The sequence below is a fragment of the Conexibacter woesei DSM 14684 genome (genome assembly GCF_000025265.1).
Lineage (GTDB): Bacteria > Actinomycetota > Thermoleophilia > Solirubrobacterales > Solirubrobacteraceae > Conexibacter > Conexibacter woesei.
Genome location: NC_013739.1, coordinates 4462850 through 4478419, shown reverse-complemented (window position 1 = coordinate 4478419; position 15570 = coordinate 4462850). Strand labels below are relative to the sequence as shown.

Sequence of the window (15570 nt, the reverse complement as noted above, 5' to 3'; positions counted from 1 at the left end):
GAACACGGAAGGGGATCCCATCGATGTGGACCAGGGAGAAGCTGCTCCACCCGGCGACGGCGATCGCGCTGCTCGCGCTGTTCGTCTCGCTCGGCGGCGTCACCTACGCTGCCGCCACGATCGGCACCGACCAGATCAAGAACAGCGCGGTGACGAGCGCGAAGCTCCGCAACGGCGCGGTCTCCGGCGCCAAGATCCGCAAGAACGCGATCTCGACCAACCGGATCGCGCGCGGCGCCGTGCGCGGCGCGAAGATCGCCAGAGAGGGCATCACCGCGCGTGAGCTGAAGCCCGGGGCGGTCGCGAGCGGCAAGCTCGCCGACGGCGCCGTCACCGCGGCGAAGCTCGGTGTCAACGCGGTCACCGTGAACAAGATCGCTGACGGCAGCGTGACCGCCTCCAAGCTCGCGAACGTGAGCGTCAGCGGCGCGAAGCTGATCGACGGCTCGGTCACGATCTCGAAGCTCGCACCAGGCGCGGCGGTCGCCGGCTCGGGGCAGCTGCTGTCGGCGCGGGTCACGCTGAGCAACGGGCAGAGCGACGCGCAGCTGCTGCCGTTCCCCGGCATCGGCAGACTGACGGCGAGCTGCGCCGCCGGCAGAGCCGTGACGTCGCTGGAGAACGGGTCCGGCTCCGAGCTGAGCGCGCAGGCGAGCTGGGTCGACGAAGGCGTGGCCGACAGAGCCGGCGTCGAGCGCACCACCGTCGCCGCCGGCGCCGTCGCAACTGTCCTCAACAACGGCCAGAACGGCACGCAGTCGGTCACCTGGCAGGCGTCTGTGAACGCGAGCGGCGCCGCGCGCGCGGTGACGGCGTGGGTCAGCTCGGGCGCGTCCGGTCAGGACTGCGTCGTCACGGTGCAGGCGCTCGCGAGCTAGCGGATCGCCCCGGTCGTCCTGGATCGGTGTCGCATGACGACACCATTCCAGGACGACGGCAGCTGGCTCAGCGGCGGGCGCGCGGGCAGGCCGCGGCGACCGCGGCGGCGCGCCGTGCACGCCACGCGGCCGCGGCGGTGCCTATCGCGCGACGGCGGCGGATCGCCTCCGGCCCACCGCGCGGGCAGCTGCGCGGGGCGGCGCAGCGGGGCCGGCGGCCGCGGGCGCGTCCAGCGCCCGCGTCCGGCATGCCCGGCCCGTCCGGCTCCTCCGGCGTGAAGCCGCTCACGAGTGGAGCGCCGCGAAGGGCCGCCGCTTGGAAGGGCGTGACGCTCTCATGAGTGCAGGGCAGCCCCGTCCTCGTACAGCTTCACGACGCGTACGGTGCCCTTCGGCGCGGCGTCGATGCAGAGGCGGCACAGCACGCACTCGTCGAGGTTCTCCTCGTTGACGCTGAGCGTGCCGTCGTCCCGCTGCCCGTAGATGTCCACGGGGCAGACCTCGGTCAGCTTGGCCGCCAGCGCGGCGTCGGAGGCGACGGCGGCGTCGACCTCGACGTTGATGAACAGCGCGGGCATCAGACCATGCTCCTCTCGGCGATTCTGCTCTTGACGATGCCGGGGATCTCGGAGATCTCCTCGGCGACGACGATCCCGGCCTCGGCGAGGCGCTCGATCTTCTCGGCGGCCGTGTCGGCCTTGCCCTCGACGATCGTGCCGGCGTGGCCGAAGCTCATGCCCGGCATCTCGTCCATGAAGCGGCCGGCCATGAACGCGACGATCGGCAGGCGCGAGTCGTGCTCCTTGACCCACGCCGCCAGCTCGGCCTCCATGCGGCCGCCCGGCTCGGTGTAGATGACGATCGCCTGCGTCTGCTCGTCGGCCTCGAACAGCGGCATCAGCTCCGCGTAGGAGGAGCCGATGATCGCGTCGCCGCCGATCGAGACGGCGGTCGACTGGCCCAGGCCCGCGGCCGTCAGCGTCGAGGACATCTCGGTCGTCATGCCGCCGGAGCGCGAGATGACGCCGACCGGACCGGGGGAGTACGCCTTCGCGGCGTCCTTCGCCGGTCCGCCGATGCCGCCCATCTTGATCACGTCGGGAACGATGATCCCGAGGCAGTTGGGGCCGATGATGCGCGCGCCGTGGGCGCTGGCGAACTCGACCATCACGGCGACGTCGCGGCGCGGGATCCGCTCGGTCACGATCACGATCAGCTTGATGCCGTTGGCGACCGCCTCCAGCACCGCGTCCTTCGTGAACGCCGGCGGCACCGTCACGACCGAGCCGTCGATCGGCGCGCCGTGGTGCTCGACCGCCTGCGCGACCGTGTCGAAGACCGGCACGCCGTGGACCTCGCGGCCCTTGCGGCCGGGCGTGACGCCGCCGACGACGCGCGCGCCGGCGCCGTAGTCGAGGCACTCGCGCGTGAGGTTGACGGCCTCGCGGCCGGTGATGCCCTGGACGATGAACGTCGTCGTCGCGTCAACCAGGATGGACATTACGCCGCGACCCCCTCGATCTTCTCCACCGCGCGCCGGGCCGCCTCGTGCATCGAGACGGAGCGGTCGCAGTACTCGACTCCGTACTTCTCGAGGATCTTGAAGCCCTCGTCCTCCCATGCGCCCGGGATGCGGAAGATCGCGATCTTCTCGGCCGGGTCGTAGCCCAGCTCGACGCACGCCTTGATGACGCCGCGCGCGACGATGTCGACGCGCGTGTTCGAGACGATCGACATCATCACCGCGATCTTGTCGACGCCCGGCTTCTGCAGCACGAGCTTCGCGAGGCCGCACGCCTTCTCGACCGACGGGTTGCCGCCGATCTCGCAGTAGTTGGCGGGCTTGCCGCCGTGCGCGCGGACCGCGTCGAACAGCGTCAGCGAGCCGCCGCCGGCGCCGATCACGAGCCCGAGGTTGCCGTCGAACTCCGTCACGTTGCCCGCGACGCCGCGGTGCGAGGCGGCGTCGACGGCCTCGCCGGCCAGCTCGAACTCGGTCGCCTCGCGCGCCTGGCGCGTCTCCTCGTCGCCGACGCCCAGCTCGGCGAGCAGCTTCTTCTGCCGCGGACGGGCCTCGTTCTCCATGTCCATGTGCGCGTCGACGGCGACGAATCTGCCGTCCTGGAGCTGCGCGAGCGGGTTGATCTCCGCCAGCGTCATGTCGCGCTCGACGAACAGGCGCGCGAGCCGCACGAGGATCGGCGTCGCGCGCGTCAGCGCGGAGCCGGTCACGCCGATCGAGGCGATCACCTGCTTGGCCTCGTAGTCGGAGACCTCGCCGAGGTTGGAGAAGTGCGCGCGCCCGACTCTGTCGGGGTGCGTCTCGGCGACCTCTTCGATGTCGATGCCGCCCATGTCGCTGAACAGCATCACCGGCTGCTTGCGGATGCCGTCCCACACGACGCCAGCGTAGAACTCCTGCTTGACGTCGACTCTGGAGTCGACCAGCACGCCGCGCGGCATGTGGCCGTTGATCTCCAGCTGGAGGATGTCGGCGGCGTGCGCGGCGGCCTCGTCGGGCGTGTCGGCGAACTTGACGCCGCCGGCCTTCATGCGGCCGCCCGTCAGGACCTGGGACTTGATCACGACCGGCTCGCCGATCTCCTCGGCGATCCGGCGGGCCTCGTCAGCCGTTCTGGCGAAGCCGTGTCTGGAGACCGGGATCCCGGCCTTGGCGACGATCTGCCGCGACTCGTACTCGAAGAAGCGCATGGATCAGCGAGCCTCTGTTTCGGGATTCAAAGGGGTGTCACGCTAGGGAACCGGCCCCCGAATGAGCGCCGGTTCCCCGCAGGCGCGGGTGCGCGCGCTACGCGGTCGCGGGCTCGAAGCCGTAGGCCTCGGCCAGCTCCGGATCCTTCTTCGCGAGCAGCTCGGCGAGGCTGACCATCACCTTGCACTGCTTCCAGGTGGCGTCGTCCTGCATCTTGCCGTCGAGCATGTGGACGCCGCGGCCGTCCGGTATCGCCTCGATCACCCGCTTGGCGAATCTGACCTCGTCGGGATCGGGCGAGAAGACCTTCTTCGCGATCGCGATCTGCTTCGGGTGCAGCGACCAGGCGCCGACGCAGCCGAGCAGGAAGGCGGCGCGGAACTGCGCCTCGCAGCCCTCGTCGTCGGAGATGTCGCCGAACGGGCCGTAGAAGGGGAGGATCCCGGTCGCCGCGCAGGCGTCGACCATGCGCGCGATCGAGTAGTGCCAGAGGTCCTGCTGCGCGGTGACGCGCGGGTTGTCGCCGTCGGGGTCCGACAGCGAGACGTAGCCCGGGTGGCCGCCGCCGACGCGCGTCGTCTTCATGCGGCGCGAGGCGGCGAGGTCGGCCGGGCCGAAGCTCATGCCCTGCATGCGCGGGCTGGCAGCGGCGATCTCCTCGAGGTTCGCGACGCCGAGCGCCGTCTCCAGGATCGCGTGCACGAGGATCGGTCTCTCGACGTTGAATCTCGCCTCGAGCTGCGCCAGCAGGCGGTCGACGTAGTGGATGTCCCACGCGCCCTCGACCTTCGGGACCATGATCACGTCGAGTCTGTTCCCGATCGCGCCGACGAGCCGCAGCAGGTCGTCGAGCACCCATGGCGAGTCGAGGCTGTTGACGCGGGTCCACAGCTGCGTCTCGCCGAGGTCGTAGGTCTGGCCGACCGTGACGAGCCCTTCGCGCGCGGCCTCCTTGCGATCGACCGGCACCGCGTCCTCGAGGTTGCCGAGCAGGATGTCGGTCTTCTTGGCGATGTCGGGGACCTTCGCCACCATCTTCTCGTTGCTCGCGTCGAGGAAGTGGATCATCCGCGAGGGCGGGAACGGGATCTCCAGCAGCGGGGTCGGTGCGCCGACCGCGAGCGGGGCGCCGAAATCACGAGGGTTGCGCATCGCCGCATCGTAGAACGGGAGTTCCGCCGTGGACCCCGGTGGCGCTCATTCGTCCGGCGGTGCGCCACACTTCTCGCCTTCCATCACGGCTTTCACCCGGAACACAGGACGGTTCACCTTCCCATGAGCACGACCCACGGCGTCGAGACCGATCAGGCAGCCCGCGAGGCGACCGGCGCGCACAGCTACGGCCGCTACCTCGAGGAGTTCGAGGTCGGCGCGACGTACAAGCACTGGCCCGCGAAGACGGTCACGGAATCCGACGACCACCTCTTCTGCCTCATCACGATGAACCACCACCCGCTGCACCTGAACGACGTCTACGCGTCGAGATCGCAGCAGGGCAGAAACGTCGTGGTCGGTCCGCTTGTCTACTCCTTGGCGCTCGGGATGTCCGTTTCGGACATCTCCGGCAAGGCGATCGCCAACCTGGCGACCGAGGAGCTGAGCCATCCGAACCCCGTCTTCCACGGCGACACGCTCTTCTGCGAGACCGAGGTGCTGGAGGTCAAACCCTCGAAAAGCAAGCTGGACCGGGGAGTTGTGAAGGTCCACACGCGCGTTCTGAACCAGGACGGCGTGCTCGTCGCGGAGTTCAAGCGGCTCGTTCTCGTCCCCCGCAAGACCCCCGGGATGCCGTCCGACTGAGCCGAACGGGCCGCCTCGCCGGCGGCCCTTCGGAAGCAGGTTTCCGAACGCGGTGAAATACTGCCGCGGATGCCCCGCGAGCCAACCGAGGGAGTGCACGTGAGCATCACAGAGACCGACGCCCCGCCGACCCCCCACGAGAAGCTTCTCGCCTGGGTCGACGAGGTTGCCGCGTTGACCCAGCCGGACCGCATCCACTGGTGCGACGGATCGGCTGAGGAGTACGACCGCCTCTGTCAGGAGCTGGTCGACGCAGGAACGTTCGAGCGCCTGTCCGACGCGAAGCGCCCGAACTCCTACCTGGCCCTGTCAGATCCTGGCGACGTCGCCCGGGTCGAGGACCGAACGTTCATCTGCTCGGCGTCCGAGGACGACGCCGGACCGACGAACAACTGGCGTGACCCTGCCGAGATGCGCGAGCATCTGAACGGGCTGTTCAAGGGCGCGATGCGTGGCCGCACGATGTACGTCGTGCCGTTCTCGATGGGGCCGCTCGGCTCCGACATCGCCCACATCGGCGTCCAGCTGACCGACTCCGCGTACGTCGCGGTCAGCATGCGGATCATGACCCGCATGGGCGCGGGCGCGCTGGACGTGCTGGGCTCCGACGGCCACTTCGTGCCGTGCGTCCACTCCGTCGGCGCGCCGCTGGAGAAGGGCGCGCAGGACGTCGCCTGGCCGTGCAACGCCGAGAACAAGTACATCGTCCACTACCCCGAGACGCGCGAGATCTGGTCGTTCGGCTCCGGGTACGGCGGCAACGCGCTGCTCGGCAAGAAGTGCTTCGCGCTGCGGATCGCCTCCGTGATGGCGCGCGACGAGGGCTGGATGGCTGAGCACATGCTCATCCTCAAGCTCACGTCTCCTGAGGGCGTCGTGAAGTACGTCACCGGCGCGTTCCCGTCGGCGTGCGGCAAGACGAACCTCGCGATGCTGATCCCGACGCTCGAGGGCTGGACCGTCGAGACGATCGGCGACGACATCGCCTGGATGAAGTTCGGCGAGGACGGCAAGCTCTACGCCGTCAACCCCGAGGCCGGCTTCTTCGGCGTCGCGCCCGGCACGAGCGAGAAGACGAACCCGAACGCGATCGCCACCGCGCGCGCGAACTCGATCTTCACCAACGTCGCCAGAACCGACGACGGCGACGTCTGGTGGGAGGACATGACGGATGAGCCGCCGGCCCACCTGATCGACTGGCACGGCAACGACTGGACGCCCGAGTCCGGCAGACCGGCCGCGCACCCGAACGCGCGCTTCACCGTCCCGGCCGAGCAGGACCCGGCGATCGCGCCGGAGTGGCAGGACCCGGCCGGCGTGCCGATCGACGCGTTCCTGTTCGGCGGCCGCCGCTCCAGCGTCGTGCCGCTCGTGCACGAGGCGTTCGACTGGAGACACGGCGTCTTCCTCGGCGCCACGATGGCGTCGGAGACGACCGCCGCGGCGACCGGAGCGGTCGGCAGACTGCGCCGCGACCCGTTCGCCCAGCTCCCGTTCGCCGGGTACCACATGGGCGACTACATCAACCACTGGCTGGAGATCGGCGAGCGCGACGGCGCGCAGCTGCCGAAGATCTTCTACGTCAACTGGTTCCGCAAGGACGTCGACGGGCGCTGGCTGTGGCCCGGTTTCGGCGAGAACAGCCGCGTGTTGAAGTGGGTCTTCGAGCGCACCGCCGGCACCGGCGAGGGCACCGAGACCGCGATCGGCATCCTGCCGACTGCCGACGCGCTCGACACCAGCGGCCTCGACATCTCCGCCGACGATCTCGCGGAGCTGCTGAAGGTCGACCCGGAGGAGTGGAAGGCCGAGCTGCCCTCCATCCGCGAGCACCTCGCCGTCTTCGGCGACCGCCTGCCCGCAGCGATGCAGGAGCAGGCCGACGCGCTGCAGGCGCGTCTGGACGCAGCCTGACGGGCACCCGCCCCGGCACCTGGCCGGGGCGGGCTATTCTCGCCGTTCGATGGACGCACCCGCCGACGACGACGCGCCGCTCGTTCGCCTGAGCGGGATCTGCGCTCGCCTGCCCGAGGCCGCGCAGCAGCGCACCGGCTATCACCACGCCGAGTTCCGCGTCTGGGGAAAGGCGTTCGCCTACCTGCTCGACGACGGCGGCGGTGCCGGCGTGGCGGCGGTGATCGTGCGCGGTCGGCCGGGGGCGCTGAAGCTGCTGCAGGCGCGCGGCGCGGACGCGGCCGAGCGCTTCTTCTCGCCGCCGTACCTCGGTGCGAGGGGCTGGATCGGGCTGCGTCTGGACCGTGCTACGCCCGACTGGGAGGAGATCGCGGCGCTCGTCGTCACCAGCTACCGGAGCGCCGCGCCGGACGAGCTGATCGAGCGGCTCGACTGCGGCGACGCCGCGTGAGCTCGCGACGCCGTGGGAGCCGCGCGGCGGGCGGTCACCCGTCCGGCGCCGCGGCCTCGGCCTCCGCCTCGGCGAGCGCGGCGCGGCCGTCGGGCGTCAGCTCGTAGCGCCAGCCGCCGCCTCCGAGCGCGTCGATCACCCAGCCGTGCTGCTTGACGCGTTCGAGCGCCGGCCGCTCGGGCCGCGACTCGCCGTCGATGATCCAGTGCCCGCTCGAACGGATGCGCCCGTCGCGCGCAGCGCGCAGGATCCGCAGCTCCTCGGCGCTGATCTCCATCGTGCGACGGTAGCGGGTCGGGCGGCGCCCGGGTACCGCAACGCGGCGGCAGGCGGCGGTCGACGGCGGGCGCCGCGTTCCGCTCAGGCGGGGCGGGCGAACGCCAGCAGGTAGTCGAGCGGGAGCGAGACGCCGCCCTCCGCGGCGTCGGCGCCGCGGTCGCGCTCGGCGACGAGCCCGCCGAGGCCGGCCAGCAGGGCGCTCCAGCGACCCTCGCTCGTCAGCCGCTCGCGCTCGGCGAGCACGTGGCCGGCGGTCGCGACGAGGAAGCCGACGGCCTCCATGCGGCTGGAGAAGTCGAGCGCGATCGTCGCGCTGCTCGTCCGCTCCACTCTCAGGCCGGCGTCGCCCAGCAGCCGCTCCAGCGCCTGCTCGTCGCCCCAGCGCGACGGCGGGGAGCTGCCGGGAGGCGGAGGCGGGAGATAGGGCGCCAGCGCCGCGCCCATCGCCGGCATGAACGAGCCCGGCTCCCAGGCCGCGAGCACGACGCGTGCGCCGGGCGCGCAGGTGCGGGCCAGCTCGCGTGCCGCGGCGTCCTGGTCGGGCACGTACATCACGCCGAAGAGCGACAGGACGACGTCGAAGGCGCCGTCGGCGACCGGCAGTGCGGCGCCGTCGCCCTCGATCCAGGTGAGCGTCGTCGCGGCGGCGTCGCCGAGCGCCGCCGCGCGCGCCCGCGCGACGTCGAGCAGCCGCGGCTCGACGTCGACCCCGACGGCCGTCGCGCCGTGCGCCATCGCCAGGAGCGCGCCGTTGCCGGTGCCGCAGGCGACGTCGAGCACGCGGTCACCCGGGCCGACGCCGGCCAGCTCGACCGCCTCGTGCGCGGCGCCCGCCAGGCGCTCCGCCATCCGCGGGTAGGAGCCGAGCGCCCAGGTCGTCTTCGCGCTGCCGGTCATCGGCGAGGATGCTGACAGGCGGGCGCCGTGGGCGGGACTAGGATGGCGGCCGTGGAGAGGACCGGGGCCACGCCGCCGCCCGCGCCGGCCTCGCGCGGGGTGCGGTCGCACGTGATCGCGCTCGTCGCGCTGACGTTCGGCTCGGGCGCGACCGACGCTGTCGCGTTCCTCGGGATGGGCGGCGTCTTCACGGCGAACCAGACCGGCAACCTCGTGCTCGTCGGGCTGGTCGGGCGGGAGGCCTACGGTGCGACCGCGCTGCGCGCGGTGGTGGCGGCCGCGGCGTTCGCGCTCGCGCTCTACGCCGGCTTCCGGCTGACGCGCGGCCCGCGGGCGGTCGGCAGTGCGCCGCGTCTGCTGCTCGCCGCCCTGCCGCTGCACCTGCTCGTGCTGCTCGGCTGGTGGGTGGCGGACGCGGAGCCGTCCTCGGCGCTGATCCTCGGCCTGCTCGCCGTCTCGGCGATGGCGATGGCGCTCCAGACGGTCGCCGCCCGCCGGATGACGTCGGCGTTCGGGATCGCGACGACGTTCGTGACGGGCACGCTCACCGCGATCTTCCAGGGCGTCGTCGAGGGCAGAGGGGACGGCAACCGCGTGCGCGTCGCCGTCGTCGTCGCGCTGGTGCTCGGTGCGCTGTCCGGCGCGACGCTGCTGGAGCTGGTGCCGCTCGCCGCGCCGGCGATCGCGCCACTCGCCGTAGCGGGCGCGATCGCCGTGATGCGGGCGGGGACGGACTAGGAGACGGCGCTCACGCCAGCCACGGCACGCGCCGCACGAGCGCGGTCTGCGACCAGCGGCGGCCGAGGCCGAGGGTGTCGCCGGCGCGGACGAGCGCGAGGCCGGCGAGGAGGAGCGCGTAGACGAGGTGGTCGTCCATGAACGGGTTGGTCTCGGGCCACAGCGCCGAGGTCCACATCAGGATCATCATCAGCGCGCCGGCCGCGCACGCCAGCCGCATCGCGACGCCGCTCATCAGCGCGGCGCCGACGAACAGCAGCCCGGCCATGAACAGCACGTTGACGAGACCGGCGCCGGCGATGTCGTGGTATCCCGGCGAACGGGCCGGTCGCGCCGCTCAGGTAGCCCTCGGTCGGGTTGCCGCCGTCGATCCAGCCGGCGCCCGACGGGGTCGCCTGACCGAGCCCGAACAGCTTGTCGAGGAACGCCCACAGGAAGATCCAGCCGAGCGCGAGCCGCGCCGCGGCCCAGACGAAGCGTGCCGGGTTCCCGCGTACGGCCGCGCCGGCGTCGTCGGCGTCGGCAGCAGCGAGCGGTGCGCCGCCACCGTGGCGGCGGACCCGCGCCGCGGCGCGGGACGAAGCGGTCGGGGTCGAGCTGCTGCGTGTCATCGGAGCCTCCTGTCGGGTGGTCGCGTCTGCACCCGAGACGCTACGTCCCCAGTGCCGACGCGCCATCGGCCCAGACCACCCGCCCGCGTCCGTGGAAAGCACGGATGCCGCGGCGCGCCCCGCAGACGCCGCTCAGTGCACGTCGTCGCCGCTGGAGGCGGGCGGGCGGGACTCCTCCGCCAGCGAGGTGATCGCGAGCGCGCCGCGTGCGGCGGTCTCGAGCACCTCGGTCGCCTCCTCGCTGGAGCGCGCGTACAGCTCGACGAGCAGGTGGACGACGATCTGGTCGTCGTCGTGCTTGTGGAAGCGCACGTGGGTGAAGAACTCGCGCGTGCCGTGATCGCCGAAGGCGGCGTAGGAGAGCGCGTCGCCGGCCTCGGGCCCCGAGCACGTCTCGACGTCGTCGGCGTCGACCGTCACGGTGCAGGAGGCGACCCACGGCGTGCCCGCGACCATCCGCTCCCAGCGGTCCTCGATCGGCTCGACGCGGCCGTTGTGGAAGCCGAGGTGCGGCTGGTCGTGCATGCAGTCGAGGCATTGCACGACCGCCTCCTGCATCTCGTCGACGACCTCCGCCCGCTCGCCCGTCGCCGGATCGATCCTGTGGATCCCCTCGTAGTGGACCTGGACCTCCAGGTTCTGCGACCAGCAGCGGTAGCAGCGGAGCCAGCTCCGAACGGTCTCCTGATCTGTGGAACCCTCCATCGCCGGTGATTCTATGCTCCCTGGCGTGGCGGGAGCGACCCGCCCGGGACCAGGAGCGTCAGGATGGCCCAACCGAACGCGCCGATCGGAGTCGTGCTGGCCGGTGGCGCGGGACGGCGGATCGGTGGCGACAAGGCGGTCGTGGAGCTGCACGGACGGCCGCTGCTGAGCTATCCCGTCGGCATCCTGCGCGCCGCGCTCAGCGAAGTCGTGATCGTCGCCAAGCCCGACAACGAGCTGCCGGTGCTGCCGTGGGTCGCGGTCTGGCTGGAGCCGGGCGAGCCGCGTCATCCGCTGACCGGGATCGTCCACGCGCTCGAGCAGGCGAACGGCCGCTCGGTGCTCGTCGCCGCCGGCGACCTGCCGTTCCTGACCGATCCGCTCGTGCGTGCGGTCGCGACGGCGGACGCACGCGGCCGGCCGGCCGTCGTCCCGCGTGCAGGCGGCGTGCTGCAGCCGCTGCTGGCGCGCTACGAGCCGTCGGCGCTGGAGCCGCTCGGTGCTGCGCTGCGTGTGCACGACGGGCCGCTGGGGCCGCTCACCGAGGCGGTCGAGGCGCTCGGCCCGCTCGTGCTCGACGCCGAGGACCAGGCGGACGCGTTCTTCAACGTCAACCTGCCAGAGGACCTGCTCACCGCGACGGCGATGATGGACCGGCGAGGCCGAGGCGAGCGATGACGCGCCGGTGTCCGAAGACTCCGACGAGCCCGAGCGGCAGCGGCAGCCAGTACGAGAAGAGGCGGTAGGCGAACGTCGCCAGCACGGCGTCGCCCGGCGAGACGCCCGCGAGCGTCAGCATGCCGGTCAGCCCGGCCTCGACGAAGCCGAGCCCGCCGGGCGTCAGCGGGATCTGCGTCAGCACCTGCGCGGCGCAGAAGGCGAGCAGCACGAGGCCCGGCGACGGCGAGGCGTTGACGGCCGCCAGTGCCGCCAGCAGCGTCGCGTAGTCGAACGCCCAGCGGCCGACGGTCGAGCCGAGCGCGCGCTTCCAGCGCGGGCCGAACGTCGCGAGGATGCGGTCGCGCTCGCGCAGCAGCCGTCTCGGCAGCCCCGTCAGCGGCGGCGCGTCGCGGCGGAGGCGGTTGCGGATGCGCTGGACCGTGCGCCCGATCCACGTCAGCACGCCGTCCTTCGCCAGCATCAGCCCGCCGACCACGGCCAGCAGGACGAAGACGGCGAGGCCGATCGCCGCGACCTCGACGAGGTTCTCGTCGACCCCGCCGCGCAGCAGCGTCGGGATCGTCAGCACCGGCAGCGCCAGCACCATCCCGAACGTGAGCAGGTTGACGACCGTCAGCCCGCCGACCGCCTTCTCTCTCGCGACTCCGGCCTGGACGAGCATCCGGTACTGCAGCGCGGCGCCCAGCGCGCCGCCACCGGGGGCGATCTTCGCGAGCGCGTTGCCGGCCAGCTGCGAGGTGATCACCGGCGCGATCGCGACCGGCCGCAGCGCGAGCCGCTGCAGGAACCAGAGGCAGCCGAGCGACGCGCCCTGCAGCACCAGCATCGCGAGCAGCCACGCCGGCTCGAACTTGCTGACGTCTCTCCACGAGCCGAGCACGTCGAGCAGGCTCGGCGCGACGAGGTAGAGCGATATCCCCGTCAGGAACAGCCAGACGCCGGTCTGCACCAGCTTGCGGCGCTGAGAGTCGTCCTCCTCCGCGGGCGCCTGCGCCAGCTCGCGCTCGACGTCGACGTGGTCCTCGATCGCACGTTCGAGGCGGTCGCCGAGGTGGTGGTGCTGCCGCTCGCTCACGACAGCTTCGTTCCCGCGTTCACGCACGGATCACATCACGCCGGGCGGCCGAGCTGCGCAGTGGCGGTGCTGCACGGTCAGATAGCCTCAGGTGAATGCGTCTCCGTCATCTGCTCGCGCCCGCGCTCGTCTGCGGCGCGCTGACCGCGCTCGCCGGTTGCGGCGGCAGCGACGAGGGCGGTGGCGCCTCGTCTCCGAACGCGACCGCCGCGCCCGCCTCCTCACCCGCGATCGCGGCCGCCGAGAGACCGGTCGCGGCGGAGTTCCCGAAGACGCAGGGTCGGACGCTGCGGCAGCTCGCCGACACGCTCCAGCCGGGGCCGCAGGCCGGCTTGGCGACGTCGCTCTACACGCCCGGCGAGAACCGTCTCGCGTTCGGCCTGATCGACGCCGAGAACAAGTTCGTCTACGGCAGAACGGCCGTCTACGTGGCCCGCACGCCGACCGCGAAGGCGAGCGGGCCGTTCCTCGCGCCGGCTGACTCGCTGGAGGTCCGGACCGCCTTCCGCAGCCAGACGAGCAACAGCACGCCCGGCGAGCTGAAGGCGATCTACCACGCGACGGTCGACCTCCCGAGAGCCGGTCGCTGGTTCGTCCTGACGGTCACCAGAGTCGGCGACACGCAGTACGGCGCGACCGCCGACCTGCTCGTCAGACGCGACGCGAAGGTGCCCGAGGTCGGCGACGACGCGCCGTCGGTCGACACGCCGACGCTCGCCTCGGTCAACAACGACGTCGCGAAGATCGACACGCGCACGCCGCCGACCGACATGCACGACGTGAACCTCAGAGACGCGCTCGGCAAGAGACCGGTCGCGCTGCTGTTCGCGACGCCGGCGCTGTGCCAGTCGCGCGTCTGCGGGCCGGTCGCCGACATCGCCGAGCAGCTGAAGTCCGCCTACGGCGACGAGGTCGACTTCATCCACAACGAGGTCTACGTCGACAACGATCCGAGAAAGGGCCTGCGGCCGCAGCTGGAGGCGTTCGGCCTGCAGACCGAGCCGTGGCTGTTCACGATCGACGCCGACGGGAAGGTCGCCGCTCGGATGGAGGGCGCCTTCGGCATCGACGAGTTCCGCGCGGCGGTCGAGGCGGCGCAGCGCGGCGCCGCCTCGAACTGAGCGCTCAGCCGGCGGGGACGGCGAAGACGGCGTCGATCTCGACGTCGAAGCCCGGCAGGTCGACCGGGACCGTCGTGCGAACCGGGAACGGCTCGGTCAGCCGCTCGGCGAAGACCGCGTTGAGCTTCGGGAAGTCGGCCATGTCCTTGATGAAGACGCCGAGCCGGACGGCGTCGGCGAGCGTCGCGCCGGCTGCCTTGGCGATCGCCTCGACGTTGTCGAGCGTCGCGTGGACCTGCTCCTCGAACGTCTCGCCGACGCGTCTGCCGTCCTTGTCGAAAGGGCCCTGACCAGCGGTGAACAGCAGCTCGCCGCCGACACGGACGCCGGGCGAATACGGACCGGCGGGCGGGGCGGCGTCAGGCGCCGAGATCGACGTGCGTGTCATGTTCCTGTCTCCTTGGTGAACGACGCGCGGGAGGCGCGCGCGGACAGGCTAGCGCTAGCCGCCGATCGCGGACATCGTCCGCGCGGGCTGCACGAAGCCGGGGTCGTTCACCTGGTGCTTGAGCTCCTTGCGCCAGACCGCGTCGCGGATCACGCGCGCCAGCTCGTCGTCGCCGGCGCCGGCGCGCAGCGGGTCGCGCAGGCTGGTCTCGCCGGCGCTGAAGAGGCAGGTGCGGAGGTTGCCGTCGGCCGTGACGCGGATGCGGTTGCAGTCGCCGCAGAACGGCTCGCTGACCGGGTTGATGAAGCCGATCCGGCCTCTGCCGTCCGCGAAGCGGTAGACGCGCGCGGTCGCGGACGGCTCGCGCGGCTCGGGCTCGAGCGGATAGACGGCGTCGATCGCGGCGCGCACCTCGTCACCGGTCAGCACCTGGTCGCGCGACCAGGCGTGGTCGGCGTCGAGCGGCATGAACTCGATGAAGCGGACCTCGTACGGGTGCGAGCGGGCGAACTCGGCGAACGGGATCGCCTCCTGCTCGGTGAAGCCGCGCAGCGCGACCGCGTTGACCTTGATCGGGTGCGCCTGCGGGAAGGCGGCGAGCGCCTCCAGGCCGCGCAGCACGCGCGGGAGCGCGTCGCGGCGGGTCATCTCGAAGAAGCGGTCGCGCTGGAGCGAGTCGATCGAGACGTTGAAGCGGTTCGCGCCGGCGGCGACGAGCGCGGCCGCGTCACGCTCGAGCAGGTAGCCGTTCGTCGTGATCGAGAGGTCGTGCACCGCGGGGATCGCGGCGAGCATCTCGACCAGCCGCGGGAAGTCGCGCCGCACGAGCGGCTCGCCGCCGGTCAGCCGCACGTCGTGGACGCCCATCGACGCCAGCAGCCCGACGAGCCGGGCGATCTCCTCGAACGTGAGGATCTCCTCGCGCTCCAGCCACGGCAGCCCGTCCGCGGGCATGCAGTACTGGCAGCGGAAGTTGCAGCGGTCGGTGACCGAGATCCGCACGTCCCCGATCAAACGCCCGTGCCCATCCTTCAGCTGTTCACGCATGTGACCAGGGTATTCGTCCCGGAGGCCCGATGGGAGAAATCCGACCCGTCCGGTCGGACACACGCCGGCGAACGCAAGAGCTACAGCTAGCCATTTATCAGGAGGGGGTTGATCTGCGAGAACGTTTTTCCTACTGTAAGTAGCGCGATGCACCTGCGACGCCACAATTGCTGCGCCGCCACCTCCGGTGGTCGTTCCATCTGCTCCCATGCGCGCCATTCCCCCGTGTCGCGTGTTCGGTGGACGACCTGCTGGAGCCCCGATGTGCATCC

Annotated in this window: 18 protein-coding genes and 1 pseudogene; 7 read left to right on the top strand and 12 right to left on the bottom strand. The window is 71.7% G+C overall.

Features of this window, described 5'->3' with window-relative positions; genetic code table 11:
- The first annotated feature begins 23 nt into the window (after positions 1-23).
- Complete coding sequence (locus CWOE_RS21165; RefSeq protein ID WP_012935682.1) at positions 24-878, top strand: hypothetical protein; 855 nt, start codon at positions 24-26, stop codon at positions 876-878.
- A 67-nt stretch (positions 879-945) separates the two neighbouring features.
- Here CWOE_RS21165 and CWOE_RS32940 read toward each other — a convergent pair whose 3' ends face one another.
- The 5 genes from CWOE_RS32940 to CWOE_RS21145 all read right to left on the bottom strand — a co-directional run bounded on the left by CWOE_RS32940 (position 946) and on the right by CWOE_RS21145 (position 4743).
- Positions 946-1167: a hypothetical protein gene (locus CWOE_RS32940; protein WP_148261103.1), complete on the bottom strand. Its 222-nt coding sequence runs from the start codon at positions 1165-1167 to the stop codon at positions 946-948.
- Between the two features lie 46 nt (positions 1168-1213).
- On the bottom strand, positions 1214-1456 hold the full coding sequence (locus tag CWOE_RS21160; RefSeq protein ID WP_012935681.1) for a 4Fe-4S dicluster domain-containing protein: 243 nt from the start codon (positions 1454-1456) through the stop codon (positions 1214-1216).
- Positions 1456-2379: a succinate--CoA ligase subunit alpha gene (locus CWOE_RS21155; protein ID WP_012935680.1), complete on the bottom strand. Its 924-nt coding sequence runs from the start codon at positions 2377-2379 to the stop codon at positions 1456-1458. Before CWOE_RS21155 ends, CWOE_RS21160 begins: the two co-directional genes overlap by 1 nt.
- Positions 2379-3590 (bottom strand): succinate--CoA ligase subunit beta, encoded by a 1212-nt coding sequence (locus tag CWOE_RS21150; protein ID WP_012935679.1) that lies wholly within the window; start codon positions 3588-3590, stop codon positions 2379-2381. The genes CWOE_RS21155 and CWOE_RS21150 overlap by 1 nt, the downstream gene beginning before the upstream one ends.
- Positions 3591-3687: 97 nt before the next feature.
- Positions 3688-4743, bottom strand: coding sequence for an HpcH/HpaI aldolase/citrate lyase family protein (locus tag CWOE_RS21145; protein WP_012935678.1), 1056 nt, complete (start codon positions 4741-4743; stop codon positions 3688-3690).
- A 123-nt stretch (positions 4744-4866) separates the two neighbouring features.
- Here CWOE_RS21145 and CWOE_RS21140 point away from each other — a divergent pair, with 123 nt between their 5' ends.
- The 3 genes from CWOE_RS21140 to CWOE_RS21130 all read left to right on the top strand — a co-directional run bounded on the left by CWOE_RS21140 (position 4867) and on the right by CWOE_RS21130 (position 7756).
- Positions 4867-5391 (top strand): MaoC family dehydratase, encoded by a 525-nt coding sequence (locus CWOE_RS21140; protein ID WP_012935677.1) that lies wholly within the window; start codon positions 4867-4869, stop codon positions 5389-5391.
- Positions 5392-5460: 69 nt separating this feature from the next.
- Positions 5461-7305 carry a phosphoenolpyruvate carboxykinase (GTP) gene (locus tag CWOE_RS21135; RefSeq protein ID WP_012935676.1) on the top strand — a complete coding sequence of 615 codons (1845 nt, stop codon included), beginning with the start codon at positions 5461-5463 and terminating at the stop codon, positions 7303-7305.
- Between the two features lie 49 nt (positions 7306-7354).
- A complete protein-coding gene (locus CWOE_RS21130; protein WP_012935675.1) occupies positions 7355-7756 on the top strand; it encodes an MmcQ/YjbR family DNA-binding protein in 402 nt (133 codons plus the stop codon).
- A gap of 34 nt (positions 7757-7790) precedes the next feature.
- Here CWOE_RS21130 and CWOE_RS21125 read toward each other — a convergent pair whose 3' ends face one another.
- Both CWOE_RS21125 and CWOE_RS21120 read right to left on the bottom strand, forming a co-directional pair.
- Complete coding sequence (locus CWOE_RS21125; protein WP_012935674.1) at positions 7791-8033, bottom strand: hypothetical protein; 243 nt, start codon at positions 8031-8033, stop codon at positions 7791-7793.
- Positions 8034-8116: 83 nt separating this feature from the next.
- Entirely contained in the window at positions 8117-8932 is an 816-nt protein-coding gene (locus tag CWOE_RS21120; RefSeq protein WP_012935673.1) for a class I SAM-dependent methyltransferase, read from the bottom strand.
- Positions 8933-8983: 51 nt separating this feature from the next.
- On the opposite strand from CWOE_RS21120, the gene CWOE_RS21110 reads away from it, so the two are divergent.
- Entirely contained in the window at positions 8984-9670 is a 687-nt protein-coding gene (locus tag CWOE_RS21110) for a YoaK family protein (protein ID WP_160165546.1), read from the top strand.
- Between the two features lie 10 nt (positions 9671-9680).
- On the opposite strand, the pseudogene CWOE_RS34495 reads toward CWOE_RS21110, so the two are convergent.
- A pseudogene (locus tag CWOE_RS34495) lies at positions 9681-10281 on the bottom strand (hypothetical protein).
- A 132-nt stretch (positions 10282-10413) separates the two neighbouring features.
- A complete protein-coding gene (locus tag CWOE_RS21100; protein WP_012935671.1) occupies positions 10414-10986 on the bottom strand; it encodes a hypothetical protein in 573 nt (190 codons plus the stop codon).
- A 63-nt stretch (positions 10987-11049) separates the two neighbouring features.
- On the opposite strand from CWOE_RS21100, the gene mobA reads away from it, so the two are divergent.
- Positions 11050-11664 (top strand): molybdenum cofactor guanylyltransferase, encoded by a 615-nt coding sequence (gene mobA / locus CWOE_RS21095; protein ID WP_012935670.1) that lies wholly within the window; start codon positions 11050-11052, stop codon positions 11662-11664.
- On the opposite strand, the gene CWOE_RS21090 is transcribed toward mobA, so the two are convergent.
- On the bottom strand, positions 11618-12742 hold the full coding sequence (locus tag CWOE_RS21090) for a lysylphosphatidylglycerol synthase transmembrane domain-containing protein (RefSeq protein ID WP_012935669.1): 1125 nt from the start codon (positions 12740-12742) through the stop codon (positions 11618-11620). The two genes, mobA and CWOE_RS21090, sit on opposite strands and share 47 nt — an antisense overlap.
- A 95-nt stretch (positions 12743-12837) precedes the next feature.
- Here CWOE_RS21090 and CWOE_RS21085 point away from each other — a divergent pair, with 95 nt between their 5' ends.
- Positions 12838-13863, top strand: a complete 1026-nt coding sequence (locus CWOE_RS21085) for a thioredoxin domain-containing protein (protein ID WP_012935668.1) — start codon at positions 12838-12840, stop codon at positions 13861-13863.
- Between the two features lie 4 nt (positions 13864-13867).
- Here the strand turns inward: CWOE_RS21085 and CWOE_RS21080 are convergent, their stop codons facing one another.
- Both CWOE_RS21080 and moaA read right to left on the bottom strand, forming a co-directional pair.
- Complete coding sequence (locus tag CWOE_RS21080; protein WP_012935667.1) at positions 13868-14251, bottom strand: RidA family protein; 384 nt, start codon at positions 14249-14251, stop codon at positions 13868-13870.
- A 54-nt stretch (positions 14252-14305) separates the two neighbouring features.
- Complete coding sequence (gene moaA, locus CWOE_RS21075) at positions 14306-15298, bottom strand: GTP 3',8-cyclase MoaA (protein ID WP_012935666.1); 993 nt, start codon at positions 15296-15298, stop codon at positions 14306-14308.
- Between the last annotated feature and the right edge of the window lie 272 nt (positions 15299-15570).